The sequence below is a fragment of the Alcaligenes pakistanensis genome (assembly GCF_014652815.1).
Taxonomy (GTDB): Bacteria; Pseudomonadota; Gammaproteobacteria; order Burkholderiales; family Burkholderiaceae_B; genus Alcaligenes; species Alcaligenes pakistanensis.
Genome location: NZ_BMZN01000003.1, coordinates 599,277 through 624,554 on the forward strand (window position 1 = coordinate 599,277; position 25,278 = coordinate 624,554).

A 25,278-nucleotide genomic window follows, 5' to 3' on the forward strand; every position below is an offset into this window, starting at 1 on the left:
GTTCAAGAAACAAGGGCCTGTTCAATCAAGGTAGTAACATCGCCGTCGTGATACATACCCAGCTGCGTGGCGATCGAGGTCGTCAAAGGCGGCCACTGGGCAAACTGCTGTTCAAACTGAGGGTTGGACTGGAAGCGCAAGCCCGCATCGGCCCCCAAGCCATAGCGGGATTTCGCTGCCTGAACCAGGTCTGCGACCTGAAGGCGTTGAGCGGGAAGACTCCACACCCGGCCAGCAGGAAGCCGGGCTGTTTCAATCGTCGCAGCCATCAGAAGATGTCGGACGCAAGCGGGTAAGGAAAGCAGCCACATCCACCCCTGCGGTCCGATGGGACAGTCGTAAGGACTGCCTGCTGCCAGGGCATGAATCAAGGAACTGGCAAATGAGGACAGCGCGGTTTCGGCAGTAAGCGGTCTGGCGACCACCGTAGGAAGGCGAACCGAGCGACCGTCCAGAAAACCAAGGCGGCTGTAATCAGCGAGCAACAGCTCCACCATCCGCTTTTGTGTGCCATAACTTAAGGTGGGTGCGACTGGTGTGTCGTCGCTTACCTGCTCGGGCAAGGGAGTACCAAAGACGCCGATACTGCTGGCATACACCACGACAGGGCACTGGCCTTGTTGACGCAGGTGTTCAAACAAGCCAATTGTGCCGTCGATATTGACGCGCAGACCCAATGCAAAGTTTTCTTCAGCCAGCCGACTGGTCACCGAAGCCAGATGGAAAACCGTATCCGGCGCGGGCGTCAGAACCGTTTCCAGCACGGTCTTGTCGGATAGATCACCACTGATGCAGCGCACGCCGGGCACCTGGTGATAGCGTTGATCCTCAAAGGCAAGATCAGTCAGCGTCAGGCTTTGAATCTCATTAGCGGCAAGGCGGTTAAGCGCCGCACGGGCAAGCGCTTGCCCGATATAGCCATTGGCGCCAGTAATCAAAACATGTTTCATGGCTTATCTCCCAGCGGTCTGAAAGCTGGCTGCGGCGTCATTGTGACGACGTGCTGTGTCCAGCACCCCACGATCACGCAAGGGCTGACACCAGGACAAGCCTTCTGACGGTAGTCCGCGAGGCTGATACTCGCAGCCCAACCAGCTGTCGTAACCCAAAGTCGGCAAGGCGCTTAGACCCTCAAGCAAACCATGCTGAGTAAGATCAGGCTCATAGCGCCCATCAGCGCCAGCGATCTGTACATACCCTATCCAGGGGGCACAGGCCGCAACGCTGGCAGGTACGTCCAGACTTTCTTTGACGCAGTGGTAATAATCAAATTGCAGCCGCAGGCGCGGGGCATTGAAATGCTTCAGCACCGCTATCGCCTGCTCGGGCAGGTGATAGAAGTACCCCACCATATCGCTGCGATTCAGTGCCTCCAGCGTCAGCACCAAATCGTCGGCTTCGGCCAAGGCCAGCGCGTGTTCCAGGTTATTGAGCAAGGTAGACAGGCACGACTCCTGCTCCAAGCCGCTCACATAGCCGGCCATGACATGGATACGACGACATCCAGTTGCCTGCGCAACTGCGCGGGCACGATCAAAAGCTTCGTGGAACTGCGGCTGAGCGTTGGGGACCGCCGCCCAGCCCAGCCTGCCCGCCCCCTCGCCTATCGGTGTATTGATCAATGTCAGCTCAAGTTTTGCAGCTTGCAGCTGACTGGCGTACCAAGCGGGAGAATGGTCGTAGGGCAGCAGAATCTCGGCCCCCTGAAAACCATCGGCCGCCGCCGCCTCAAAGCGTTCGTTCCAGTCCAGATGCCGATACAGCCAGCTGAGGTTCGCGGAAAGTTGCATGGGGCCGCCTGTCTTAAGCGTCTATCTGTCGAAGAAAGGCGTCGCGCTGCTCGGGCAGAACCACGCTAATCACCGCAGAGACTTCAGCCTGCCCCAGCCCCATCGCGCTTGCGACGCGCAACAGTTGCTGCACGCTTGCTGCCACCGGCATAGGCGCACCGCTTTGTTGAGCGTTGGCGATCAAGGTATCCATATCCTTGAGCATGGTGGACAGCGCACCGATGCTTTTTGCTTGGGCCTCTATCATGCGAGGGGCGAAAATCTGCAAGGGCTTGGAGTCCGCCCAGCCGCCCGCCAGCGCGGGCGCCAGCTTATCTACATTGATGTTATTGCGTTGGGCAAAACCAATCGCTTCAGCCAGCGCCGCAATCGAGGTAGCGACGATAGCCTGGTTGCACAGCTTAGTCGCTTGCCCCGCGCCGGAGGGCCCCATATGCGTAATATTGCCGGCATAGGCACGCATGGCAGCCTCGGCCTCGGGCATATGGGTTTCACTGCCGCCTGTCATGATGGCCAGCGTACCGGCTTCCACGCCTGGAATGCCGCCAGAAACCGGGGCGTCTATCCAGTCGGCCCCGCCGTTCTGCGCTAAACGGGCAGCCAAACGGCGCGTTGCTTCCGGATCAATGCTGGAATGATCCACCACCCACTTAAGCCCCGCTGCCTGAGCCAGCCCGTCCACACCGAACACCACGGCCTCTGCCGCCTTGGCGTCGAACAGGCATAACAGGACGCCATCCACACCTTCAGCAGCTTCGCTTGGCGTGCCCACGACCTGAGCGCCTAGCGCCGCAAGCGGCTCGGCCTTTTCTCTGGAACGGTTCCAGACTTTGACCTCATGGCCCGCCTTGAGCAGACGCTGCACCATCGCAGCGCCCATTAATCCTAAACCGCAAAAACCGAGTTTCATTTCAGTCGTCCTCGTTCTCTTCTTGCGGCCATTCAGCAGCCCCCGAATGGGTTACTGCCCCCTCGTTGGTTGGCCCAACCAGGCGTGAGTATTTTTCCAGCGCACCGGCCAGCCGGCCTCGCAAATAGGGCTGCCATTGCGTCTTGCGTAGGGCCAGTTCCTCATCGGACACATGCAGCTGCATACTGCTTTGCGTAGCGTCGATAGTGATACGATCGCCGTCGCGCACCAGACCGATGTTCCCGCCTGCCGCCGCTTCAGGGCTGGCATAGCCGATACACATACCGCGTGTCGCACCCGAAAAACGGCCATCCGTCAGCAGCGCCACTTTCTCGCCATTGCCATGACCGTAGATCGCGGCGGTAACGCTTAACATCTCGCGCATACCGGGGCCACCTTTAGGGCCTTCGTTGCGAATGATCAGTACATCGCCCGCCTCGTAGGCTTGTTTGGACACCACCGCCATACAGTCTTCTTCAGTTTCAAAAACGCGTGCACGCCCTTCAAAAACAAGAGACTTCAGACCGGCGATCTTCAGCAAGGCACCATCGGGGCACAGATTGCCCTTGAGTACGACCAAACCACCCGAAGCATGGATAGGCTGATCGCTGCTGCGCACAATGCGACCATCCACATCAGGGAAACTCTCCAGGGCCTCTGCCAGGGTTTCACCCGTAATGGTCAGTGCATCACCGTGCAAGTGGCCGCTTTTCAGCAGTGCCTTAAAGACCACTGGCACGCCGCCGATCACGTCCAGATCACGTGCCAAATAACGGCCACCGGGTTGCAAGTCGGCAATCAATGGCGTGCGGTTAAAGACCTCGGCCATATCGTCCGTGGTGAAACGAATGCCCACTTCGTGCGCAATAGCGGGAATATGCAAAGCCACGTTGGTCGATCCACCGGTAGCGGCGACAGCGGCAGTGGCGTTTTCCAGGCTCTTGCGTGTAATGAGATCGCGCGGCAGTGGGCCACCGTTAGCCAGAATTTCCATCACGCGTCGACCCGCACGGCGAGCCAACGCGTGCCGTTGGCTGTACACCGCTGGGGTGGTCGAAGAACCTAGAAAAGACAAACCCAAGGCCTCGGCCACCATACCCATGGTGTTGGCCGTGAACTGGCCCGGACAGGAGCCGACGGTCATGGCACAGGTGCGCTCGATACCGTGCAGTTGCTCCAGGGAAATCGCCCCGGTCTGGTAGCGGCCCACGCCTTCAATGGCGGTCAGCACCGTATTTTCAGTGCCGTCAGGCGAGTAGCCCGGCAACATAGAACCGCCATAAATGAAAACCGAGGGCACGTTAAGCCGTGCCATGGCCATCAAAGTGCCAGGCAGTGTCTTGTCGCAACCGCCCAGGCCAACCAAAGCGTCATAGGCATGACCGCGCACCGCCACTTCCATACTGTCGGCGATCAACTCGCGCGAGACCAGACTCATACGCATGCCAGCGTGGTTCATGGAGGTACCGTCGGACACGGAAATCGTGTTCATCATGACGGGCACACCGCCGCCTTGGGCAACGCCCAAACGAACGCTGTCTGCCTGAGGGCCTAGCGATTTAGAGCAAGGTGTGTTGTCTCCGGCAGTGCCGATGATAGCGACCATCGAGCGGTCCAGATCATCATCATCCAGGCCGGTGGCCCGTAGAAAAGCTCGGTGTGGGGTGCGGGTCGCGCCCTCGGTAACTACTTTTGATCTATGTTTTTTTAGCATGGTCTTTGGTGGATGAGGAGTCGTTAAGAGATCGATTTAATCGGCGAGATCCAGGCGGTCGAAGACCCAGGAGACATCCTCCTGAATGTATTGGCGCGCCTCGGTGAACTTTCCGGCACGTAGCGCTTTGATGGTGGATTCGTGCAGTTGATCCGCGGAATCCTTGTTGTGCAGCAACTCGCGGGTTTCACGCAGATAAGCACCCGACTGCAGCCACAGGCTCTCGATCATGGCGAGCATGACGGGGGACTGTGCCGCTCCGTAAATCGTGAAATGAAAGATCCGGTTTTTCTCAAGGCTGCTGGCAACGCCTTGGGGCGTGCGGCGCTCTTGAGTGATTTCCCCTGCCAGTTGTTCAAGCTGGTCCAGCAAGGCCGAGGTGAGGTAAGGACCGGCCCACTCCGTGACCGTGCCTTCGATCAGGACACGGGCGCGACGAATATCGCTCAGGCAGGCTTTGGTAATCAGGGGGACACGCGTAGTGCCGTTGGGCAAGGGCTCCAAGCCCTGCTGGGCGACCAGACGGCGCAGCGCTTCACGCACAGGCATCGTGCTGGTGCCCAGCGCATCGGCCAGATATTGAATGCCGAGCACTTGGCCGGCACGGTATTCACCGTGCATCAACTTATTGCGTAAGGCTTGATAGACCGCTTCGTTGACGGATTGCCGCACGATGGGTTGAAAAGCCTCAAGCGGAGCGCTTGTGCTGGGAGCATCTGAATGTTTCATTAAATTCCGTCACAAAGTGAATTCGACCAATGATTTGTGATATTTGATCAATTCTAAGGACGGACTTCCCCAACAACAAATCAGAGCAAACCCTTACCACCTTCCTTGGGGATACGCGGCTTGGCAAGCGCTTTTGCCTGTCCACGCACCCCGATCAGTAAGGCGCCAAATCAAGTGGTAGCGCCGCTTAGCGCAGGAATTGGCAGCTCATTCAGCCCTTTGAATTCTTGCAAAGAAAAGCTGGTTTGTGCCTGTCTAACACCCGGCAAGCGATGCAGTTTTCGTTGCAGCAGTTCGGAATAGCTATCAAGATCTTTGGCAACGACCATCAGCAAAAAATCGGCCGGACCAGCAATGCCATGGCACATCACCACCTCGGGAATATCGCGCACAGCCTCGACAAACTCGACCGAGCGGGCTTCGTTTTGAAAGTCGACACTGATACTGACAAAGGCCACCACCCCGTACCCCAAACCGCGGCGGTCGAGCCTGGCCTGGTAGCCGGCGATCAATCCGGATTCTTCCATGCGCCGAATTCGACGCCAGCAAGGCGACTGCGATATGCCCACCTTTTGAGCCAGCTCGCTGGTCGTGAGCCTGGCGTTTCGCTGCAGTTCTGCCAACAACTTGCAGTCCACCTCATCCAGTTCTATTTGCATAAAAAAATCCATTTTTGAAAATTTAGAGAAAAAATTATGCGTCCACGAAAAACAGCTTGGCACAAGTCTCTTAAATACATAAGATCAACGCATAAAATTAAGTGGGACTTGTTCCTGAAACCACAGACAAATCCCCTCTTTGCCCAGGCAAGCGCCTACCCGGTTGACCCCACCCTGTCTGCCCATCATTAGCGGCAAACGCAGCGCCCAGCGGCTCTCTCCCTGAAGCGCGAAACATTCACTGGTGAAATCAGGCTACATGCGCATGTCGGGCTCTAACAAACGATAATGTTCGGCATATCACAAACGCCATTATTAACGTACGGGAGACAGAATCAATGAATGCTTCCAAAGCATCGGCTGACAAGGAATTCAGCGACACAGAGCGCATCGTTTCGGAAGAAAAGGCGCAATTGGATTTCAGCCAATCCATGAGCTATGGCGATTACCTGCACCTGGACGAAGTGCTGGGCGCGCAGCACCCGCTCTCCCCTGCTCACGACGAAATGTTGTTCATCATCCAGCACCAGACCAGCGAACTCTGGATGAAGCTGATGCTGCACGAATTGAACGCGGCCACCGCCTCCGTCGCCGCGGACCGCTACGCCGACAGCTTCAAGATGTTGGCACGCGTCTCGCGCATCATGGAGCAACTGGTCAGCGCCTGGACCGTCCTGTCAACGATGACCCCGCCGGAATACACCGCCATGCGCCCGTATCTGGCCAGTTCCAGCGGTTTCCAAAGCGCGCAATATCGCTGTATTGAGTTCGCCCTGGGCAACAAGAATGCGGCCATGCTCAAACCCCATGCGCACAGAGCCGACCTGTTAAGCCAAGTCGAGGCAGCGTATCGCGCCCCTTCGCTTTACGACGAGTCGCTGCGCCTGTTGGCACGCCAGGGCTTTGATATCCCAGCCGACCATCTGGAGCGTGACTGGACTCAACCCTATGTTGCCAGCCCCGAAGTCGAAGCCGCCTGGCTGCAGGTTTATCGCGACCCGTATGCTCACTGGGATCTTTACCAACTCGGCGAAAAACTGACCGATATTGAGGACGCTTTCCGCCTTTGGCGTTTCCGTCACGTCACAACAGTCGAACGCGTTATCGGCTTTAAGCGTGGAACGGGTGGCACGGGTGGCGTCAGCTACCTGCGCAAGATGCTGGACGTCGTGCTGTTCCCCGAGATCTGGACTGTTCGGACCGCACTGTGACGCAGGCCTCAAAACACACTCTCTCTGCCGAGGTGCGAGAGCGCGAGTATTCGCCAAGCTCCTGTATAGGCGGCAACTATGCGCCGTACATTGAGGAATACGCCACGCTCAGCAAGGCCGCCTTGAACAGCGCGTCCAGGCATGTCGAGCTAGCGTATGGCAGTGCTGCGGCGCATACGCTCGACCTCTTTTTGCCGGAGCACGGTGACTCGGAACCACTCCCGCCGCTACTGCTGTTTATTCATGGCGGTTACTGGCAGGAGCTCTCCAAGGCGTCCTCCTTATTCGCTGCCCCGGATTGCACCCAGGCTGGCATTGCCTTTGCCGCCATTGACTACACCTTGGCACCGCAGGCTAGCGTCCATGACATGGTGCTTGAATGTCGTAAGGCATTACGCTGGTTGCACCAGCACGGGGAAGAATTAGGCTTTGACCCTCAACGCATCATCGTTGCCGGTAGCTCAGCCGGTGCGCATTTGGCTGCCATGTGCTGTCTGCGGGGGTGGAAGGACGACGCTGATTTACCGGCTGGAACGCCTGCAGCGGCAGTACTTGTGTCGGGCATCTACGATCTGCAGCCCCTTATTGGCACCAGCATCAATGAGGCGCTCTCCCTGGACGAGTCCAGCGCACTGACGGTCAGCCCGCAAGGGTTTGATTTGACGGGTTTTCCTCCCTCCATCATTAGCTGGGGCGAGATAGAAACCTCGGAGTTCAAACGACAGAGCCAGGCTTTTGCAGAGCTACTCGACGCGATGAGCGTGCAGTACGGGACGTCCATCGAAATGCCTGCACGCAATCACTTCAATGTCATTCTTGACCTGGCTCGCCCCAACACGAGCCTGGGCGATGCGACGCGCGCACTTTTTGCGTCGCTGCCGGTCACCTTTACTCGGAGCAAGTAATGAAACACGTTGTCGACGTCGGGCTTCCGCCCCTGAAGCAAGCGTTTTCATGGGCAGTCAAAGCCAAAGGTGAAATGCTGTTCATGGTGAACGGGCCTGTGCGGCCGGATGGCAGCATAGACACGGGGCCCATCGAACAGCAGGCTCGCCTGACCTTTTCCAACCTGCAGCGTGCCACGCAAGCGGCGGGCGGTACGCTGGAAAATGTCACCCAAGTGCTCATCTACATGACTGATGTAGCAGACATGGATGTTATTGATAGGGTGTATCGCGAGTTTTTCTCCGCCCCCTACCCTAACCGCGCCAGCGTGGGCGTAGCGGCCTTGGTCGAGCCGGGCATGAAGCTGGAAGTGGTGGCTTACGCCATGATTCCCTAGCGCTAGAAAAGGCGGGCAAGCGGCGGCCACGCCCTTGCCTGCACGCTTAATTACAGCGAATCAAATGGGTCTTGTGTGCTTGGCAAACCAGTGTCATCGCCCAGCACAAAACGCGGGATAAATTGCAGTACATATTGCCGCATGGCTTCCACCAGACGCTGCGCATCGGGCCGCAGTTCGCGGGATCGCAAAGACACCACGCCGACCATATAAGGCACGTGAATATCAATCGGGCGTAGCACCACGTTCGGCAGAGGCAGGCCGTGGGCGGTGAAAGGATCAATCAGGGACACGCCAACGCCTTGGCTAGCCAGAACCAGGCCTTCCAGCGATGAGGCAACCTCGATATGACGGATATCTTCCGGCGCTTCCGGGCTCGCGCGCAGCAAGGCGGTGGCCAAGGTGTGGCGCAAGCGGTGGCGGTTCTGGATCGAGATCAAGGGCGTGCCTTGAATATCGCTTAAGCGCACCAGTTCCTGCTTTGCCAATGGATGGTTCACGGACATGCCCAGTAAGCAGGGACTTTGCCCGGACCAATGCAAGGTGCAGCCATCAATATCCAGCGGCAGACTGGTTACAGCCAGGTCTGCCCGCCCTTCGTCGATAGCCTGCACCACTTCTTCCGGTTTAACCGTGTCAATAATCAGCTTTTGCTTGAAGGCCGGATCGTGCTGCTCCATGATGCCCAGGGCTTGCGGCAACAAGCCGAGAGCCAGGGCATGGGTCGCGACGATACGCAGGGGCCGCAAGCCCCCACGCGCGATTTCCAGGGCACGGCTTTGCAGTACCTCCAGGTTCATCAGTACAGGCCGGGCTTCCAGATAAAACTCGCGCCCTTGCTCGGTCAGGGTGACCTGCGGACGGGTGCGTGTAAAAAGTCTGAAACCCAGTTCCTGCTCCATCTCCTGGATCTGCCGACTGACCACCGGCTGAGAGCGGTCAAGCAGTCGGCCGGCAGCGGTCACACTGCCTGCGGACATCACAGCTGCAAAAGCTTCTAATTGGCGAATTTCCATGTCGTTCTATGTGAATGCCGCATTTATCAACATGAAATATTCTAATGGGTAATAGTTAGCCGGACTAGCGTTTGACACCGAAACATTGATCCAGCGTGGGGAAAGAGCCATCACGCACTTCAGACGCGTATTGCGCTGCGGCTTGCGAGATCAAGGCACCCACATCTGCATAAGGCTTGGCGAATTTGGGGATTTTGCCATTAGTCAGGCCCAAAATGTCTTCCGTTACCAAAACCTGACCATCACATGCGGGCGATGCGCCAATACCAATGGTAGGGATGGAAATAGATTCGGTGATACGGCGACCCAGACCTTCAGCCACACCTTCCAGTACAACACCCCAGGCACCGGCCTGAGCATGCGCCACGGCATCTTCCAGCACGCGCTGGGCGGCGGCATCGGTCATGCCTTGGGCTTTGTAACCGCCCATAGTGTTGACGTACTGCGGCATCAACCCAACGTGGGCCAGCACAGGTACGCCGCGCTCGACCAGGAAGCGGGTGGTCTCTGCCATGACTTGGCCACCTTCCAGCTTGACGGCCTGTGCGCCACTGGCTGCCAGCATACGCGATGCATTGGCAAAGGCCTGCTGGGGTGATTCCTGATAGCTACCAAACGGCATATCCACGACAATACAAGCGTGTTGAGTCGCACGCACCACGGCGGCAGCGTGGGCAGCCATCATATCGACGGTAATGCTTAGGGTGTCGGGCATGGCATAGCCCACCATAGCAGTCGAATCGCCCACCAGAATCATATCCAGGTGCTCGTCCAGCATACGTGCGATAGGCGCGATATAGGCTGTTAACGCAGCAATTTTTTGTTTGCCCTTGCAGGCGGTCAGGGCGGGAACGCTTACGCGAACCTGCGTGGTATGTACGCTCATACTTACTCCAGCTGGAATCCCATAGGCAAACGCTTATATGGGATTATGAATGATGCAGATTGCAACATCTTAAGAAAAATTCCAGTCGACGCCTCTATAATCGCCGCAGGACAAAAAACAATAAGCTAATTTCCTGCCTACGTACAAGCTTCGCGTGTCCATCCCATGCGGATTCAGGTCCTTTTAAGGACATTCACTTTGACACTGCCTGTACGCTAGAGCCCGATCGTTCCCAATGCGCGGTGGTTGCAGCAGCCATGTCCTGGCTGTTTTGCCGTGCACTCAACCGAGGAGAGACCTATGTCGACTACCCCCCCAACAATCACCTTCCATGACGATAACCGTGCGCCGCAACTGGGCATGGGCGTCTGGCAGGTTCCTGTCGAGCAAACGGCAGATGTCGTGTGCAGTGGCATCGACGCGGGCTACCGCCTGATCGACACCGCCGCTATCTACGGCAACGAAGCCGAGGTCGGACAAGGCATTCGTCAGTCCACCGTACCCCGCGAAGAATTGTTTGTGACCACCAAGCTGTGGAACGACATGCATGGCCATGAGAACACTCGCGCCGCCTTTGAAGAAAGCATGGACAAGCTGCAGCTGGACTATGTGGATCTATACCTGATTCACTGGCCTGTGCCCAAGAACCGCCAGTACATGCAGTCCTGGGAAACGCTGATCAATTTGCGCAATGAGGGCCGTGTGAAATCCATTGGTGTGTGCAATTTCCTGCCCCAGCACCTGCAAACCTTGCTGGATAAGACCGGTGTTCTGCCCGTCTTGAACCAGATTGAGCTGCACCCTGGCTTTCAGCAGGCAGAATCCCGCCACTACCATATTGACCACGCCATCCAGACTCAGGCCTGGAGCCCGCTGGGATTGGGCACGCTGTGGGACAACCCGGTGCTGAACAAGATTGCCAAGGAGCATGGTCGTTCCGTAGCTCAAATCATGCTGCGCTGGCAGATTCAACTGGGCAATATGGTGATTACCAAGTCCAACTCCGCCCAGCGTCAACGCGACAATATGGACATTTTCAGCTTTGAACTAAGCGAACAGGATATGGCGGCTATTGCCAGTCTGGACCAGCCCGAAGGCCGTCTTGGCCCTGATCCAGAACTGTTCCGCTTGCCCAAAAGCACCGTCCAGGACTAAGTCGTAGGACGCACCCGGCGCGCTGGCCCGGACAAAAAGGCCGCGAGCAGGGGTGCCAAGGCGAATAGCCACAGCAGCGCCTGCGCCGACTGGCGTGCGCCCTGCACCCCACCGGGGTCTACGAAGCCCGAAGCCGTTGTAATAATCCCCGCCAAGGCCGCACCCAATGCCATCGTGAACAACTGCAAGGTGGTAATGGCGGCCGAGGCAATATTCTCCTGCCCCTTGGGCGCAGAATGAAAAACCCGCGTCAGCAGATGCGGCCAAGCAAGGCCAATCCCCAGTCCGACCCCCAATAAAGACAGGTACAGGGCCCAAGAATAATCAGTGCCTTCACTCAAACCGACCCAAGGGATGAATACGCCCAGAGCGGCCAGGGACACGCCCGAGAGCACAGGCCCGGCAATAATCAGCCTGTCCCCGGTTTTCAGGCTACGGCTGGAACTGGCAATTGAACCCAAGGTCCAGCCACCCGACATCAAGGCCGTCAGATAACCGGCTTTAAGTGGGCTCATGTGGTGGATGATCTGCAGAAAATACGGAATGAAGATTTCCGTGGCCACTGCCACGCTGACCAGGCCAATACCCGCATACAAACTGCCCAAGGCCGTGCTGATCGAATAAGTACCTTGAGGAAAAAGCCGGCTAGTGGACTGGCGATCTGCACGGGCCATTAAATAAACCAGAATCGCACCGCCCAGCACTCCGGCCAGATTAATCATCCAGGAGGTGGACAGGCTACCTGCCGACATCACCAGCACAGAGGCTGTCAGCAGCAAGACCTTGCCTAGGGTGGAGCCGGATTTACGCGTTTCAGGCGCACGCGCATCACGCAACTGCGTCCAGACCAGCACGGCCAGCAAAGCCGCACAGGGCAAGACACTCCAGAAGGCCAGACGCCATTGCCCCATCTGGGCAAAGATACCGCCAATAGCGGGGCCGGATAAGGTTGCCACGCCCCACATACTAGACACCAGTGCCATCACCCGCGGCCAAAGACGCTCGTCAAAGACTAGCCGGATCGAGGAATAGCTGAGACCCAGCAACAAGCCGCCCCCCAAACCCTGGACCGTGCGGGCAAACAGCAAGAAAGGCATAGACGGTGCCACGGCGCACAAGGTGGTGCCAATGGCAAAAAACAGCAGCGAGATCAAGAAGCTGTGTCGCAGACCCAGTTTTTCCAGCACTTGGGGTGACAGGGCCGAACCCAGAATGGAGGCCACCACGAACAGCGTCGTATTCCAGGCGTAGTACTCCAGCCCGCCAATATCCTCCACCACAGAAGGCAGAATCGTTGTCGCCACATACACGTTAATCGCATGGACAGCCACGCCTCCGGCCAATGCCAAGGAGCGCAAACCATTGCGGCCAGACAGTAATTCAGACCAAGACGCTTCTTGGGTATTTTGCATTTTTTCTTTTTCCAAGCAAAAAACCGGCAAAAATGCCGGCTCTTAAACACACAAGTGCGTCAGTTGCACCCTGCCACTGACGCACCTGCTGACGTGTCACGACACGCCTTGACCTAGGCCGGGCTTAGGCCTTCAACAAGCCCCGCAAAACGTACTGCATGATACCGCCGTGACGGTAGTAATGTGCTTCGCTAGGCGTGTCGATGCGGACCAGAGCCTCGAATTCGATCTCCCCGGCACGCACTTTCACTTTCTCGGGGATTTTGTCCTGATTCAAGGCCGTAATGCCTTCAATATCAAAGACCTCATCGCCCGTCAGGCCCAGAGTTTCGGCATTTTGACCCGCTGGGAACTGCAAGGGCATAACACCCATGCCCAGCAAGTTGCTGCGGTGAATACGTTCGTAAGACTCGGCAATCACGGCACGTACGCCCAACAGCACTGTGCCTTTGGCCGCCCAGTCACGCGACGAGCCTGAACCGTATTCTTTACCAGCCAGAATCACCAGTGGAACCGCTGCGTTCAAATAATTGCGGGAGGCATCGTAAATGGTCGCAACGGGAGCACCATCCTGCGTGAAGTCGCGGGTGTAGCCGCCCTCAGTGCCGGGGGCCAACTGGTTGCGCAAGCGAACGTTGGCAAAGGTACCGCGAATCATGACTTCATGGTTACCGCGACGCGAACCGTAGGAGTTGAAATCCTGTGGTTTAACGTCGTGCTCCATCAGATACGTGGCCGCTGGCGACATACGGGCGATGGAACCCGCTGGGCTGATATGGTCCGTTGTGACCGAATCACCCAGCTTGGCCAGAACCCGTGCCCCCCGAATGTCCGTAACCGGGCTGGGGTCGCGCTTCAAGTCGATGAAGTAAGGCGGTTTGCGTACGTAGGTAGAGTCATCCTGCCACTCGAAACGGTCCCCTTGTGGGGTAGGCAGCGAGCGCCAGCGTTCATCACCGGCAAACACATCGGCATAGCCATCACGGTACATATCCGAGGCAATAGCCTTGCTGATCACGTCCTGCACCTCTGCCGCAGAGGGCCAGATGTCTTTCAGGTAGACATCCTTGCCATCGCTACCCTGGCCCAAAGGCTCTTGGTACAGGTCGATGTCCATGGTGCCTGCCAAAGCATAGGCCACCACCAGAGGTGGCGACATCAGGTAATTCATTTTGACTTCGGGGTGAATACGGCCCTCGAAGTTACGGTTACCCGACAGGGTAGACACCACTGCCAAATCGTTCTGGTTAATAGCTTGGCTGACCTCGGGAATCAAAGGGCCGGAGTTACCGATACACGTGGTGCAACCATAACCGACCAGATCAAAGCCCAGCTTGTCCAGATACGGCGTCAGGCCCGCACGCTGGTAATAGTCCGTGACCACACGCGAACCGGGGGCCAGACTGGTTTTTACCCAAGGTTTGCGGCTCAAACCTTTTTCCACCGCTTTTTTAGCCAACAAACCGGCAGCCATCATGACGCTGGGGTTTGAAGTGTTGGTACACGAGGTAATAGCGGCGATCACGACCGAGCCGTGGTCCAGTGTGCATTGGCTACCATCGGCAAGCGTAAATTCCACAGCAGCTTTACGTGGTGCGGGTGGCTTGTGGGAAGGCACATCCGAGGCGGGGAAACTTTCTTCCACGGCTTCATCGTAAGTAGCTACATCATCGCCCAACAGGTCACGCACAGCGGTGCGGAACGAAGGTTTGGACGAGGACAGGGCAATACGGTCCTGTGGACGCTTGGGGCCCGCAATCGACGGCACAACGGTAGACAGATCCAGTTCCAGACGCTCGGAATAGCGAGGTTCGTGCTGCGGATCGTGCCACAGGCCCTGGGCTTGAGCATAGGCGCGTACCAGTTCAATCTGCTCTGTGCTGCGACCAGTCAGCTCCATATAACGCAGGGTTTCGTCGTCAATGGGGAACATGGAGATCGTAGAGCCGTATTCGGGGCTCATATTGCCGATGGTCGCCCGGTTGGCCAGGGGCACAGCACTGACACCGGGGCCGTAGAACTCGACAAACTTACCGACCACGCCATGTTTGCGCAGCATATCGGTAATCGTCAGTACCAAGTCGGTGGCGGTGGTGCCCTCGGGCATTTGACCCGTCAGCTTAAAGCCCACCACACGGGGGATCAGCATGGAAATGGGCTGGCCCAACATAGCGGCTTCGGCCTCGATCCCGCCTACGCCCCAGGCGACCACGCCCAGACCGTTCACCATAGGCGTATGCGAGTCCGTGCCCACACAGGTGTCGGGGTACGCCAATTGACGGCCTTGCTCGTCGCGCGTAAAGACCACGCGAGCCAAATGCTCCAGGTTTACCTGGTGAACAATACCCGTGCCCGGTGGCACGACTTTGAAATTATCGAAGGCACTTTGGCCCCAACGCAGGAACTGGTAGCGCTCCATATTGCGCTCGTATTCAATCTGCACGTTACGCTCGAAGGAGCTGGGCTTACCGAAATCATCCACGATCACCGAGTGATCGATCACCAGCTCTACCGGTGCCAAGGGGTTAATTTTTTGAGGGTCGCCACCCAGAGCCTGCATGGCTTCACGCATGGCGGCCAAGTCCACAACGGCGGGTACGCCGGTAAAGTCCTGCAAAACAACGCGTGCGGGGGTGAAGGCAATTTCACGATCTGGCTCTGCCGCCGGGTTCCAGGCCGCCAAAGCACGGATATCATCCGCGGTAACATCCCCGCCGTCTTCGGTGCGCAGCAAGTTTTCCAGCAGGATCTTCAGGCCATAGGGCAGGCTGGCAACATCCAGGCCATCTCCACGAACCGCATCCAACCGATAGTAGTCGTAGGACTGCCCGCCGACGTCCAACTGGTGCAAAGCCTTAAAACTATCTACGCTTTTCATATCGGGATCTCCATGGAAAAGTGCTGGCCGATACCGTCCAATTTACCCAGCCAGCGAAACACATGTGGTAATTGTCTATTGGTCTAGACCATTTCACATCTTACACTCTGAGCTTATCCCCTGCCCTGCACGCCCGGCTGTCTGTCGCTTCAGCTCACACCTACACAAACCTAGAAACATTCTTTACGTATAATGGTTTAGGCGTCTTCCGCCCCTCTTCTTGGTCTTATCTGCCCCCTTTTACCTTTAGCATTCGCCCATCCTCATGTTTTTTGTTGATCTGCGCCGGCTGATTCTCTTGCTGGCTACCGCCAGCAGTCTGCTGACCATGGGCTATACCCTATACGGGGCCTATTCGGCTGAACGTACCTTGCTCATCGAGCAGGCACTGGAGAAGAACCGTGCCTATGCGCTTAAGCTGGCCAGCAGTACCGATGCGTTCATCGCCAATTTGCAACAGCAGCTGCGCTACAGCGCCAGTGTGCTCTCGACAGCCTTGCCGCAGGCCGAGCTAACCTTGGGCGACGAAGTCAGACGTCTGCAAGAACAAAACAACAGCTTTAACTCGGTCTTGATCCTGAACGACGAGGGGCGGGTTCTGGCCAATGCCCCCCAGCAGCTCAGCCTGATCGGCACCACATTGAAAGGCGAAGGCACGCAGCTGGCCTTGCACACCAAAGAGCCGGTGATCAGCCCTCCGTATTTATCAGCCACCGGGCGTTTGCTGATCTTTATATCGCACCCCATTTTTGATGGGGACGGTAACTACAAGGGGCTGGTAGGCGGCTCCATTTACCTGCATGAACCCAATAGCCTGAACGCCTTGCTGGGCGAGCATTTCTACAGGGACGGCTCCTATATTTATGTGGTCGATCAGCACAAACGCCTGATATTCCATCGTGATGTGGCCCGTATTGGCGAAGTCGTGCACGGCAATCCCGCCATTGATGCCGTCAGCCAAGGCCAGAGCGATGCCATTGCCCTACGCAATGTCAAAGGCGTAGACATGCTGACCGGTTTCGCGCCCAGCAGTGATGTGAAATGGGGCGTGGTGGTGCAAAGCCCCACCAAAGTCGTGCTGGACGAGCTGACCGTCTTGCTGGGCAAGGTGCTGCGCAACTCCATTCCGTTTTTCGTGGCCGTGCAGATTCTGATCTGGATGCTGGCCATGCTGATCGCCAAGCCCTTGCGCCAGCTGGCCCGTCAGGCGCCACATCTGGACTCGGCCAATGCCAGTTCGCGTATCTCTCAGGTCCACGCCTGGTACTTTGAATCCCGCCAGATCAAGCTGGCTATGCTGCTGGGCTTGAAACGCGTCAATCGCAAGATGGGTGTGATGAATGTGGAGCGCAATACCGACCCGCTGACCGGCCTGAATAACCGCCGTGGCATGGCCGCCGTATTGCAGCAGTGGAAGGAAACAGATACTCCCTTTTCCGTGCTGACGGTGGATATTGACCACTTCAAGCGCATCAACGACACCCATGGGCACGATATTGGCGATCTGGTGCTGAGCTTTTTGGCTGACACGATGCGGGCATGTACCCGCGAGACTGACCTGATCTGTCGGGTCGGTGGCGAGGAGTTCTGCATTTTCCTGCCCGATCAAGACATCGACCAAGCCCTGCAACTGGCTGAACGCCTGCGCATCCTGATCAGCGAGACCAATAGCCCGGCGGGCTCCCCTATTACGATTTCAATTGGACTGGCCCACTGGCCGGTACACGCTCGCGAGCACAGCACGGTCTTAAAACTGGCCGATGCAGCGCTCTACAAAGCCAAGCGCAATGGCCGTAACCGGGTCGAGCTGTGCGACCCTATCATCAGCGATGAAGACGTGAAAACGGCTTAAAGGCGACGCAGCACCTTCACCAGCACATCTACCTGTACATCCAGGCTCGTCAATTGACGAGCCTGCTCCAAGCCTTGCGCGCTGGCGCGAAACAGATGGGGTGTCATCAGGAGCAGATCTGCAATCTGCGCTTGTGATGTCAGGCTGATCTCACAGCGAATACGCTCGCAGGCCTCCAGGCTAAAGCCTGCGGCAGGCTCCTGGGCCACGTCCTTATCCGCCTTTAAGGTTGGATAGATAATGCGCCGCAGCTCCAGCAAATGATCAGAACCGGCTTCTACCTGCACCCAGATACCACCCGATTTCAGGGCACGCAGAAACTCCTCAGGCACGGCAAAACCAAACATGCATAGCAAGGCATCCAGGCTGCCATCAGGTACCGGCAATTGCGCATTGCTGCCTACCAGCCAGCGGATATCTGGGGAACTGCGTGCCGCCGCCATCGCTGCCCATTTGGAGATATCCAGGCCAATCAGGGCCAGTTGCCCCTCTTTGTCTTGCTGACGCAAATAGCGTGGGTAATAGCCCTCGCCACAGCCTGCATCCAGACACGCATAGGGCGCCTCCCCTTCCAGGCCATCCATCAACGCCTGCCAGACGCCGGCGGCAATTGGCTCGTATACCCCGGACTCCAGATAGCGACGGCGCGCCGCCACCATTTCCTTGCTATCGCCTGGATCGCGTGAACGTTTGTTTTGTACCGGAAGCAGATTGATATAGCCCTGGCTGGCCGTATCGAAACAATGGCCTGACGGACAGCGCCAGCTGGGCGCCTCGAACACGAGCGGCAAGCCGTCCAACGGACAGCACAATTTCTCGAACAAGGGCGGGGAAAGGTCAGACATGAATGAATCGCTCTACGGCCACCGTGGCCAAGGCGATAGTGTAGCGCCCCGGCCTGTCTGCGCCGGGGCCAATCCTGAATTTACGTCTCAGAAGCAAAAGCCAGCGCGTCGCGTAACAAGGCCTCAAGCAAGGGCTGGATGTTACGGGCGGCATCTTCTTTGTATTCAAAGGGCCACTGCTCTTCCATATAACAGCACTGCGCCATTTCCAGCTGCACAGCATGGATGTTCTGCTCGGGACGCCCGTAGTGGCGAGTGATGTAGCCACCTTTGAAACGACCATTCAAAACACTGCTGTAGTCCTGGTTGGCCGATGCCGTTTGCATCAAGCGATCGCTCAAAGCGGAATCACAACTGACACCGTTGGCCGTGCCAAAATTCAGATCCGGCAAACGGCCTTCAAAAAAACGTGGCACCACTGAACGAATCGAGTGTGCATCCCATAGAACTACACGGCCATGCAGGGCCAGCAAACGAGTCAGCTCTTCTTCCAGCTTCTGGTGATAGGGCAGCCAGATCGTCTCGCGACGCTGGGCGATTTCACGCTCGTCAGGTTCTTGGCCGGACTGGTAGATAGGCTCATCGCCGAACGTATCCAGGGGACACAGGCCAGTCACACTTTGACCGGGGTACAGACTGGTGTTGTCGGGTGGACGGTTCTGGTCCACAACAAAACGCGAATACGTCGCCACCAGTACCGAGGCCCCCAACTGACGGGCATTTTCATACAAGCGAGAGATATGCCAATCCGTATCTGGCACCTGACACGCCGACTCCGTAAAGCGTGCCAATAGATCCGATGGCACGTAGGTGCCCGAATGGGGCATGGAGATCAATAAAGGCGCGGTGCCCGGATAAAACTCAAAGGCAGCAGGAACGGTCATTAGCAGACTCCAGTCTGTTTCAGCACACAATCAAGAAGGAATAGGATACAGGTCGCCCCGGCGGTGCTGCCAAGCCGGGAGCGATTCACGCATGCCTTGCACACGTGCGGGGTCCAGATCGGCACAGATATAACCCGCCTGATCAGGCATACAAGCCAACACGGTTCCCCAGGGATCAATAATCATGCTGCGGCCCAGACAAGGCATGGCAGGACCAGGGCCACCGATCTGCGCTGCGGCCAGCACGTAGCATTGGTTTTCAATCGCACGGGCACGCAGCAAAACTTCCCAGTGGTCGCGGCCGGTATGCACATTGAAAGCAGCCGGGACCACCAGCACATTGGCGCCACGGGCACGCAAGGTACGGAACAGCTCAGCAAAGCGCATGTCGTAGCAAATGCTCAGGCCCAGGTTCAACTCCCCGACCTGTACATTTTGCAGATGCTCGCCATGGCAGAAATCGTCGGATTCGCGATATTCCAGACCGTTGACTACCGCATCGTACAAGTGCACTTTGCGATACTGCGCCACAATTTGCCCATCGGGCGAGAAAGTGACACTGGTGTTGCCCAAGCGATGGTCATCGGGACGGCGCTCGTGCATGGAACCCAGATGAATCCAGGCACCAGTGCGGCGCGCCAGGCTGGCCATATGCTCAGTGACCAGGCCCGGAATGGGCGTAGCGTTTTGCTGCAGCCATTCCGTATCGCCACGGACATCGCTGTATTCCGGGGTCACAATCACTTGAGCCCCATCTTTGGCAGCGGCCAACACCCAATGTTCTAGCTGATCCAGGTTGGTCTGGCGGTCGCGGCCGCTATCCAGTTGAACCAGGGCAACACGTGTCGTAGACATACTTTTATCCTTTCGGACCCGCTTAGTACTGCAAGGCGCGGGCCGTTTCCAAGGCCAGACGGGACAAAACCCCCGCCCCCTGGCCACCGTAGAGGGAGGTGCTGGTGCGGCCATCGGTAAAGCCATCAGCCATCACCGTCAGCACCACACTGCGCTCGCCCATCGTCAAAATCCCGGCATCGTGACGCAGGCCCGGCAAGGAGCCGGTCTTGTGAGCCAGTTGAGCGATAGAGGGCAGAATCGCCGCAAAGTGGCCGCGCTCGCGCTGATCGGCCAGCATGTCCAGCCCTTGCTGACGCAGGTTCTCGGGCAAGGCGGGCGAATGCAGCAAGTACAGCAAGGTCGAGCAGGCATCCTGGGCTGTGGTCCAGTTGTCTTTCCCGGCCTCACGCGCCTTCATGTCCATCATGTGGCGCTGTAAATCGGTATGCTGCAAACCGGCCTGGGCGCTCCAGGCGTTGATGTTATCCATGCCCAGCAAATCAATCAGGGCATTGGTGGCGACGTTATCGCTCAGGATAATCATCAGCAAAGCCAGCTCGCGCAGGCTCAGGCTGGGCACACCGGGCAGCTGGCTCAAAATGCCGGTACCCGGTGTCCGGTCACCCTCGGGCAGAGGGTAGACCGTATCCAGCGACAGCTTGCCCTGGGCCACTTGCTCCAGCAAACACAGGAGCATGGGTGTTTTGATCAGGCTGGCTGATGGCATGACGCGCTGCGCATGCCAGTCAAACAAGGAGGTACCGTCGGTCGCGTAGACCGCCATGGAAATACGGGCGGACTCCTGATTCAGCAAAGGCTCAAGACGTTCTTGCAAGCGCTCGCGAACCAGCGGCGCATCCAATAACTCGCTTCCTAAGGTAAACATACAAACTCCCTTTTTATACTCAGACCAAAATCCAGAACAGGCCGGCGAACATCAGTAAGTTGATGGCCATCACCGCCCAGCCGTTATACAACATGTACTTCAGCTGAGTGGAACGTGCCAGGCCCATCTGGCCAAACATATCCGAAGAAGGGAATGGACCAAACCAGTCAATTTGCGAGCTGCCCAAAATGACAGCAGCTGTCGCGGCAGGACCCACACCGGCAGCAGCCAGCACAGGACCAAAAATCTTGGCGGTAAACGTCATCTGCGCCACGGCAGCACCAGGAATGTGACCGACCACGTTAAAGGCCACAATCAACATGCACAGCACCGCACCACTGATACCGATCAGGTAAGGCTGCACCGTATCCAGCAAGGCGTGATACGCGTTCAGTTGGTCAACCAAGACCAGCACGGGGTTGAACAACCAGAACAGGAAGAAAATCCAGATCAGCTTGCCCGCACCGGCATACATGGCTTGCAAAATTTCACGTGGGTTCAGACCACCGGCCAGACCCGTCGTCGCACCCAAGGACACCATCACGATAATGGCGTAGGCAAAACCGGCTTTGGACGCAATACCAATAGCAGCCAGACCCACGATGGTGATGCAGAAAGCCCAAGCAGCGCGTACAGCCTTGGGCGAAGCCTTGGCATTCACGTCAAAAGCCGCCGCACCTTGCGAGGCTTCTTCGTACTGGAAATGGTCCTTGGTCATCTTCTGGATGCGACCGGACATGAACCAGCCCGTCAGCAAGGTGGCCACAGCCATAGGCAGACCGGCAACCAGCAGATAATCGGTGTAGCTCAAGCCTGTCAGACCCGTTACCGTCACCACGTTAGGGGTAAAGGGGCCCAGCACCAGACCTGCGGAACCGGCACTTTGGAACAAGGCGGCAACTGCAGGGGGGGACAGACGCACGGCCGCGGCAATAGGAATAACCACCGCCGCAATAATGGCGTTACCGCCCGCCAGCGTACCCAGAGCGCCACAGATCAAGGTGGAAGCCACCATGATGCCCAGACGCACGCGCAGCGGATTGGACAGGCCAATACGCTTGACGATGGCGCGCACCAATTGCTCAGCGGCCCCCGTACGAGCAGCGACTTCACCCACACCGGCGCCCAGCACAATAATCAAACCCACCACGGCAATAAACGAGCCCAAGGACTCTGCCAGCAGTTTGCCCATGGCAATAGGGGTGGTACTGGTCATGATGGCGCCCAACACAATGGCACCAATCGTGGCCAGAACAATATCCACACCCAGCAAAGCGATAAGCGCAAACACCACTACCGGCGTCAAGCCCCACAGGGAGCTTTCACCCGGCATGTAAAAGTGGGTGTACAAGGCAATCGCCATGCCTATTAAAAACACCACCATGGCAGCATTGCGCTTGCCCGTTGGCATTTGTTGCTGAATGACACTCATGTCGTCTCCTTAACGATCCTTCCTGGCCAGCTTTCAAAAGACTGACCTGCATGTGATGCAATCACCCTGCCCTGGTTAAGCACCCCAGGCCACAGCGACTGTTTTTTTGTCCGACGCGCCGCTTACAGCGGAATAATCGGCGCATCCAGGCTTTGTGCCTGAGCGGCAAAGGCGCGGTTAAGCACCTGTCCGGGCCGCTTTTCCGGGGCGACAGGATGAACCTGCACGCCATTGACAAACACGGTCTGCACACCTTGAGACGGTAAGGTGGGCTGCTCCCAGGTGGCGCAATCTTGCACCGTTTCGGGATTAAACACCACCAGATCCGCCCAGGCGCCGACCTGCAACACGCCGCGATTCTCCAACCCAAAGACCGAAGCAGGCATGGCAGTCATTTTGGCGACCGCCTGCTCCAGTGACATCAGGCCATCCTCGCGTACGTACCGCCCTAAAATGCGCGTGAAGCTGCCCCACAAACGGGGGTGGGGGTGCGCATCCGCGGGCAATCCGTCCGAGCCCACCATGCAACATGGGTGGCTGAAAATGCGTTGGACTTCTTTCTCGTCCATCGCAAAGTAAATAGCGCCCGCCGGCAGCAAGCGGCGAGCGGCCGTTTCCCGATCGCAACCCCACTGCTCGGCAATGTCGGCCAGATACTGGCCATTGCATTCCGGGTGAGGCTCGGACCAGGTAATCCGAATCTGATCGATGGTGTGGGCACGCTCGGGGATCAAGATCGTGGAGCTGCCCGAATAGGGATAAATATCCAGGGTGGCCTGCACGCCATCGGCGCGGGCCTGATCAATGTTGGCCAAAGTGTGGGCACTGCGGCCCCAGTTGGCCGGCATCATGCACTTGTGGTGCGACACCAGCGTGGCGCACTGCGTCTGACGAGCTACGGCCAGCACTTCTTCTACCGATTCCTGAACCGTATCGCCTTCATTGCGAATATGGCTGGTATGCAAAGAGCCTTTAGTGGCGGCAACACGCGCCAGACCTTCCAGCTCGGCCTGGTCAGCCATGCAACCGGGCTCATACGCCAGACCGGTACTAAAACCCACCGCACCGTCTTGCAGTGCCTGGGCCAATAAGGATTCCATCGCGGTTTGTTCAGCCTCGGTGGGCTGGGCCAGCGGGTCCTGCATCACGGCCATGCGTAAATTGGCATGTCCCACCAAAGCGGCCACATTAATCATGGGCTTCAGATTACGCACGGCTTGCACGTACTGCGCCATGTCCTCAAACAAGGGCGAATCGCCCAGCAAGGCCAAGGCGGCGGCAGAATTACCGGGTAAAGGAGTCGGAAACGCACTGACGCCACAATTACCAACCACAACTGTCGTAATGCCCTGGCTGGTTTTCCAGTCCAAAACAGGCCGCTCGATGAACATCAGATCATCATGGCCATGGGTATCAATAAACCCAGGGGCCACAACATGGCCGCTGGCGTCCAGCAATTGATCGGCGTGCCAGGCGCTCAAATCGCCCACGGCAACAATACGCCCGTCTCGAATACCCACATCACCACGCCAGCGCGGCGTGGCCAAGCCATCAATAATCCAGCCATTGCTGATCTTGACGTCCAAGCTGCGGTCGTCTGTCTGCATATACGTCTCCACTAACCCTCCCACAAAAAGGGGAGTTGACCGCATTATCCAAAGGTATTATTAATATGAAAAATTGTTTAAGTTAATTGATTAATCACAAATTGATATGGACAGACTTCCCAAGCACATCACGCTCAAGCACCTGAACGCGTTTGTCGCGGTGGCCCAAGAGGCCAGTTTCACTCATGCCGCGCGTCGCCTTTTTCAAACACAATCCTCGGTCACGGGTCTGATTCAGCAATTGGAAGTGGCCTTAAATACCACTTTGTTCAATCGCACCAGCCGACGCGTATCCCTGACGCCTATTGGCCTGGAGTTCCTGCCACGCATCACCCGACTGCTGGCGGACTTTGATGGCGCCATCAGCGATGTCATGCGCTATGGGGAATTAAAAAGTGGCCGGGTCAGTGTGGCGGCGGCCCCTTCCGCCATTACGGATCTGATCGCACCAGCCGCGGCGAACTTTTCGCAGCGTCACCCTGCGGTGCGTCTCTACCTGCGTGATGACAACTCGGGGCGCATTCAACGTCAGATCGTGGCGGGGGAAATTGACTTTGGTCTGACCAGTCCCTGGGCAGATGTCCAAGGGCTGGACACTCAGCCGCTGCTGGAAGATCAGTTTGGTGTGCTCTATCGCAGCGACGACAAGCTGATCAAACCGGATGCCAATAACACGGTCAGCTGGTCCGCCCTCAACGATCGCAAACTGGTCGGGGTGGTGGACGAAACCGGGATCATGGCGGTGCTGCAATCGCGCCCGGACCTGCCTATCGAAGCCTCGGCCCCGTTTTACGAAGCGTCCAGTACGACCTCGCAGGCCGCATTGGTGCAAAGCGGTCTGGCAATTGCCTTGCTCCCTGCCCTGGCCGCGCAGCGCGTCTTGATGCCCGGCCTGACGTTTTCACTTTTGCAGGCCCCCACCCTGGTACGTACCTTGTGCCTGATGTTCCATCAAGAACACGATTTGACGCCCGCCGCAGCCGCTCTGGTGGAAGAGCTACGGACCTACGTGAAAAAAGCGGCTTTGCCGCCAGGCTGCCGCGCTCTGTAAGCATGTGCAAATATCGTGTGAGGCGGCCTTAGGCTAAGTAACAATAAGCACAGCAAGTCGCACCCGGATCTTTTCGCGACTTGGCCTTGTCTGCTCGACCCTTTCCATTCGATAGACGAACAGCAAAGCAGGACGTAGAATCGCCTCCAAGCCTCGCCTGATCAGAATGTCGTCATGCCAGCGCTCCTTCCCTGGTATCGATTGCACATAAGGCGAACCTGTAGGCCATCGTCCTGCTCACC

The 25,278-nt window shown here is 57.4% G+C and carries 22 protein-coding genes; 6 read left to right on the plus strand and 16 right to left on the minus strand.

The genetic code is table 11. The annotated features are described in order from the left end of the window. Positions 1–2: 2 nt before the first annotated feature. From IE156_RS11980 to IE156_RS12005, 6 genes are all read right to left on the minus strand, one after another. A complete protein-coding gene (locus tag IE156_RS11980) occupies positions 3–950 on the minus strand; it encodes an NAD-dependent epimerase/dehydratase family protein (protein WP_189392751.1) in 948 nt (315 codons plus the stop codon). A 3-nt stretch (positions 951–953) separates the two neighbouring features. Beyond that, a complete protein-coding gene (locus IE156_RS11985; protein WP_189392752.1) occupies positions 954–1,790 on the minus strand; it encodes a hydroxypyruvate isomerase family protein in 837 nt (278 codons plus the stop codon). 13 nt (positions 1,791–1,803) lie between these two features. Beyond that, a complete protein-coding gene (locus IE156_RS11990; protein ID WP_189392753.1) occupies positions 1,804–2,700 on the minus strand; it encodes an NAD(P)-dependent oxidoreductase in 897 nt (298 codons plus the stop codon). A gap of 1 nt (position 2,701) precedes the next feature. Further along, complete coding sequence (ilvD, locus tag IE156_RS11995) at positions 2,702–4,414, minus strand: dihydroxy-acid dehydratase (protein WP_189392754.1); 1,713 nt, start codon at positions 4,412–4,414, stop codon at positions 2,702–2,704. 36 nt (positions 4,415–4,450) lie between these two features. Beyond that, positions 4,451–5,143: a GntR family transcriptional regulator gene (locus IE156_RS12000; RefSeq protein ID WP_189392755.1), complete on the minus strand. Its 693-nt coding sequence runs from the start codon at positions 5,141–5,143 to the stop codon at positions 4,451–4,453. Positions 5,144–5,313: 170 nt separating this feature from the next. Beyond that, positions 5,314–5,802, minus strand: coding sequence for an Lrp/AsnC family transcriptional regulator (locus tag IE156_RS12005; protein WP_189392756.1), 489 nt, complete (start codon positions 5,800–5,802; stop codon positions 5,314–5,316). Positions 5,803–6,140: 338 nt separating this feature from the next. Between IE156_RS12005 and kynA the strand changes: the two genes are divergently transcribed. The 3 genes from kynA to IE156_RS12020 are packed head-to-tail and all read left to right on the plus strand — an operon-like array spanning position 6,141 to position 8,295. Then, positions 6,141–7,013 carry a tryptophan 2,3-dioxygenase gene (gene kynA, locus IE156_RS12010; RefSeq protein WP_189392757.1) on the plus strand — a complete coding sequence of 291 codons (873 nt, stop codon included), beginning with the start codon at positions 6,141–6,143 and terminating at the stop codon, positions 7,011–7,013. After that, positions 7,010–7,918 (plus strand): alpha/beta hydrolase, encoded by a 909-nt coding sequence (locus IE156_RS12015; protein ID WP_189392758.1) that lies wholly within the window; start codon positions 7,010–7,012, stop codon positions 7,916–7,918. Before kynA ends, IE156_RS12015 begins: the two co-directional genes overlap by 4 nt. Then, positions 7,918–8,295, plus strand: a complete 378-nt coding sequence (locus IE156_RS12020) for a RidA family protein (protein ID WP_189392759.1) — start codon at positions 7,918–7,920, stop codon at positions 8,293–8,295. The genes IE156_RS12015 and IE156_RS12020 overlap by 1 nt, the downstream gene beginning before the upstream one ends. Positions 8,296–8,345: 50 nt before the next feature. Here IE156_RS12020 and IE156_RS12025 read toward each other — a convergent pair whose 3' ends face one another. Continuing rightward, a complete protein-coding gene (locus IE156_RS12025) occupies positions 8,346–9,311 on the minus strand; it encodes a LysR family transcriptional regulator (protein ID WP_189392760.1) in 966 nt (321 codons plus the stop codon). Positions 9,312–9,375: 64 nt separating this feature from the next. After that, entirely contained in the window at positions 9,376–10,197 is an 822-nt protein-coding gene (gene panB, locus IE156_RS12030) for a 3-methyl-2-oxobutanoate hydroxymethyltransferase (RefSeq protein WP_189392761.1), read from the minus strand. Between the two features lie 300 nt (positions 10,198–10,497). Here panB and IE156_RS12035 point away from each other — a divergent pair, with 300 nt between their 5' ends. Further along, entirely contained in the window at positions 10,498–11,352 is an 855-nt protein-coding gene (locus tag IE156_RS12035) for an aldo/keto reductase (protein ID WP_189392762.1), read from the plus strand. Here the strand turns inward: IE156_RS12035 and IE156_RS12040 are convergent. Next, positions 11,349–12,764, minus strand: a complete 1,416-nt coding sequence (locus IE156_RS12040) for an MFS transporter (protein ID WP_189392763.1) — start codon at positions 12,762–12,764, stop codon at positions 11,349–11,351. The genes IE156_RS12035 and IE156_RS12040 overlap by 4 nt on opposite strands. Positions 12,765–12,888: 124 nt before the next feature. Continuing rightward, positions 12,889–15,642 carry an aconitate hydratase AcnA gene (gene acnA, locus IE156_RS12045; RefSeq protein WP_189392764.1) on the minus strand — a complete coding sequence of 918 codons (2,754 nt, stop codon included), beginning with the start codon at positions 15,640–15,642 and terminating at the stop codon, positions 12,889–12,891. 265 nt (positions 15,643–15,907) lie between these two features. Here acnA and IE156_RS12050 point away from each other — a divergent pair, with 265 nt between their 5' ends. Next, on the plus strand, positions 15,908–17,494 hold the full coding sequence (locus IE156_RS12050; protein ID WP_189392765.1) for a sensor domain-containing diguanylate cyclase: 1,587 nt from the start codon (positions 15,908–15,910) through the stop codon (positions 17,492–17,494). On the opposite strand, the gene IE156_RS12055 is transcribed toward IE156_RS12050, so the two are convergent. The 6 genes from IE156_RS12055 to IE156_RS12080 all read right to left on the minus strand — a co-directional run bounded on the left by IE156_RS12055 (position 17,491) and on the right by IE156_RS12080 (position 23,985). Continuing rightward, the gene (locus IE156_RS12055) at positions 17,491–18,339 is read right to left on the minus strand and encodes a putative RNA methyltransferase (protein ID WP_189392766.1); all 849 of its coding nucleotides are present in this window, start codon (positions 18,337–18,339) and stop codon (positions 17,491–17,493) included. The genes IE156_RS12050 and IE156_RS12055 overlap by 4 nt on opposite strands. Positions 18,340–18,419: 80 nt before the next feature. Further along, positions 18,420–19,223 carry an N-formylglutamate deformylase gene (hutG, locus tag IE156_RS12060; RefSeq protein WP_189392767.1) on the minus strand — a complete coding sequence of 268 codons (804 nt, stop codon included), beginning with the start codon at positions 19,221–19,223 and terminating at the stop codon, positions 18,420–18,422. Between the two features lie 30 nt (positions 19,224–19,253). Continuing rightward, positions 19,254–20,078, minus strand: a complete 825-nt coding sequence (locus IE156_RS12065; RefSeq protein WP_189392768.1) for a carbon-nitrogen hydrolase family protein — start codon at positions 20,076–20,078, stop codon at positions 19,254–19,256. A 22-nt stretch (positions 20,079–20,100) separates the two neighbouring features. Further along, complete coding sequence (locus IE156_RS12070; RefSeq protein ID WP_189392769.1) at positions 20,101–20,946, minus strand: serine hydrolase; 846 nt, start codon at positions 20,944–20,946, stop codon at positions 20,101–20,103. Positions 20,947–20,965: 19 nt separating this feature from the next. Further along, positions 20,966–22,378 carry a gluconate:proton symporter gene (locus IE156_RS12075; RefSeq protein WP_189392770.1) on the minus strand — a complete coding sequence of 471 codons (1,413 nt, stop codon included), beginning with the start codon at positions 22,376–22,378 and terminating at the stop codon, positions 20,966–20,968. A 122-nt stretch (positions 22,379–22,500) separates the two neighbouring features. Beyond that, the gene (locus IE156_RS12080; protein ID WP_189392771.1) at positions 22,501–23,985 is read right to left on the minus strand and encodes an N-acyl-D-amino-acid deacylase family protein; all 1,485 of its coding nucleotides are present in this window, start codon (positions 23,983–23,985) and stop codon (positions 22,501–22,503) included. 106 nt (positions 23,986–24,091) lie between these two features. Between IE156_RS12080 and IE156_RS12085 the strand changes: the two genes are divergently transcribed. Then, the gene (locus IE156_RS12085) at positions 24,092–25,036 is read left to right on the plus strand and encodes a LysR family transcriptional regulator (RefSeq protein WP_189392772.1); all 945 of its coding nucleotides are present in this window, start codon (positions 24,092–24,094) and stop codon (positions 25,034–25,036) included. Positions 25,037–25,278: the final 242 nt, after the last annotated feature.

Excerpts from the sequence above, each read along its gene's own strand:
- IE156_RS11980 (WP_189392751.1), bottom strand. The coding sequence starts at position 950 with ATGAAACATGTTTTGATTACTGGCGCCAATGGCTATATCGGGCAAGCG.
- IE156_RS11985 (WP_189392752.1), bottom strand. The coding sequence starts at position 1,790 with ATGCAACTTTCCGCGAACCTCAGCTGGCTGTATCGGCATCTGGACTGG.
- IE156_RS11990 (WP_189392753.1), bottom strand. The coding sequence starts at position 2,700 with ATGAAACTCGGTTTTTGCGGTTTAGGATTAATGGGCGCTGCGATGGTG.
- ilvD (WP_189392754.1), bottom strand. The coding sequence starts at position 4,414 with ATGCTAAAAAAACATAGATCAAAAGTAGTTACCGAGGGCGCGACCCGC.
- IE156_RS12000 (WP_189392755.1), bottom strand. The coding sequence starts at position 5,143 with ATGAAACATTCAGATGCTCCCAGCACAAGCGCTCCGCTTGAGGCTTTT.
- IE156_RS12005 (WP_189392756.1), bottom strand. The coding sequence starts at position 5,802 with ATGCAAATAGAACTGGATGAGGTGGACTGCAAGTTGTTGGCAGAACTG.
- kynA (WP_189392757.1), top strand. The coding sequence starts at position 6,141 with ATGAATGCTTCCAAAGCATCGGCTGACAAGGAATTCAGCGACACAGAG.
- IE156_RS12020 (WP_189392759.1), top strand. The coding sequence starts at position 7,918 with ATGAAACACGTTGTCGACGTCGGGCTTCCGCCCCTGAAGCAAGCGTTT.
- IE156_RS12025 (WP_189392760.1), bottom strand. The coding sequence starts at position 9,311 with ATGGAAATTCGCCAATTAGAAGCTTTTGCAGCTGTGATGTCCGCAGGC.
- panB (WP_189392761.1), bottom strand. The coding sequence starts at position 10,197 with ATGAGCGTACATACCACGCAGGTTCGCGTAAGCGTTCCCGCCCTGACC.
- IE156_RS12035 (WP_189392762.1), top strand. The coding sequence starts at position 10,498 with ATGTCGACTACCCCCCCAACAATCACCTTCCATGACGATAACCGTGCG.
- IE156_RS12040 (WP_189392763.1), bottom strand. The coding sequence starts at position 12,764 with ATGCAAAATACCCAAGAAGCGTCTTGGTCTGAATTACTGTCTGGCCGC.
- acnA (WP_189392764.1), bottom strand. The coding sequence starts at position 15,642 with ATGAAAAGCGTAGATAGTTTTAAGGCTTTGCACCAGTTGGACGTCGGC.
- IE156_RS12050 (WP_189392765.1), top strand. The coding sequence starts at position 15,908 with ATGTTTTTTGTTGATCTGCGCCGGCTGATTCTCTTGCTGGCTACCGCC.
- IE156_RS12055 (WP_189392766.1), bottom strand. The coding sequence starts at position 18,339 with ATGTCTGACCTTTCCCCGCCCTTGTTCGAGAAATTGTGCTGTCCGTTG.
- hutG (WP_189392767.1), bottom strand. The coding sequence starts at position 19,223 with ATGACCGTTCCTGCTGCCTTTGAGTTTTATCCGGGCACCGCGCCTTTA.
- IE156_RS12065 (WP_189392768.1), bottom strand. The coding sequence starts at position 20,078 with ATGTCTACGACACGTGTTGCCCTGGTTCAACTGGATAGCGGCCGCGAC.
- IE156_RS12070 (WP_189392769.1), bottom strand. The coding sequence starts at position 20,946 with ATGTTTACCTTAGGAAGCGAGTTATTGGATGCGCCGCTGGTTCGCGAG.
- IE156_RS12075 (WP_189392770.1), bottom strand. The coding sequence starts at position 22,378 with ATGAGTGTCATTCAGCAACAAATGCCAACGGGCAAGCGCAATGCTGCC.
- IE156_RS12080 (WP_189392771.1), bottom strand. The coding sequence starts at position 23,985 with ATGCAGACAGACGACCGCAGCTTGGACGTCAAGATCAGCAATGGCTGG.
- IE156_RS12085 (WP_189392772.1), top strand. The coding sequence starts at position 24,092 with ATGGACAGACTTCCCAAGCACATCACGCTCAAGCACCTGAACGCGTTT.